Annotated in this window: 1 protein-coding gene; it reads left to right on the forward strand. The window is 63.6% G+C overall.

Annotated features, from left to right (window positions below; translation table 11 throughout):
* On the forward strand, positions 1-749 hold a 749-nt coding region (locus RGCCGE502_RS34340), incomplete at both ends, for a zinc-binding dehydrogenase (RefSeq protein WP_016558837.1).

Genomic DNA, 749 nt, shown 5'->3' on the forward strand with positions numbered 1-749 from the left:
CACCCTGTCGGGCGCCGATCCGGAAGGCCTGTTTCCGGCCATCCTCGGCCATGAGGGTGCCGGCATCGTCGTCGATGTCGGCCCAGGCGTGACCTCGGTAAAGAAGGGCGACCACGTCATTCCGCTCTATACGCCGGAATGCCGCGAATGCCCGTCCTGCCTCAGCCGCAAGACCAATCTGTGCACCGCCATCCGCTCCACCCAGGGCCAGGGGCTGATGCCGGACGGCACCTCGCGGTTTTCGATCGGCAAGGACAAGATCCATCACTACATGGGCTGCTCGACCTTCGCCAATTACACGGTGCTGCCGGAGATTGCCGTTGCCAAGGTCAATCCCGACGCTCCCTTCGACAAGATCTGCTATATCGGCTGCGGCGTCACGACAGGCATCGGCGCCGTCATCAACACCGCCAAGGTGGAGATCGGCTCGACCGCCATCGTCTTCGGGCTTGGCGGCATCGGCCTCAACGTCATCCAGGGTCTCAGGCTTGCTGGCGCCGACATGATCATCGGCGTTGATCTGAACAACGACAAGAAGGCCTGGGGCGAGCGCTTCGGCATGACGCATTTCGTCAATCCGAAGGAGGTCGGCGACGACATCGTGCCCTACCTCGTCAACATGACGAAGCGCGGCGCCGACCAGATCGGTGGCGCCGACTACACCTTCGACTGCACCGGCAACACCAAGGTGATGCGCCAGGCGCTGGAAGCCAGCCATCGCGGCTGGGGCAAGTCGGTGGTCATCGGCG

The sequence above is a fragment of the Rhizobium grahamii CCGE 502 genome (genome assembly GCF_000298315.2).
Lineage (GTDB): Bacteria > Pseudomonadota > Alphaproteobacteria > Rhizobiales > Rhizobiaceae > Rhizobium > Rhizobium grahamii.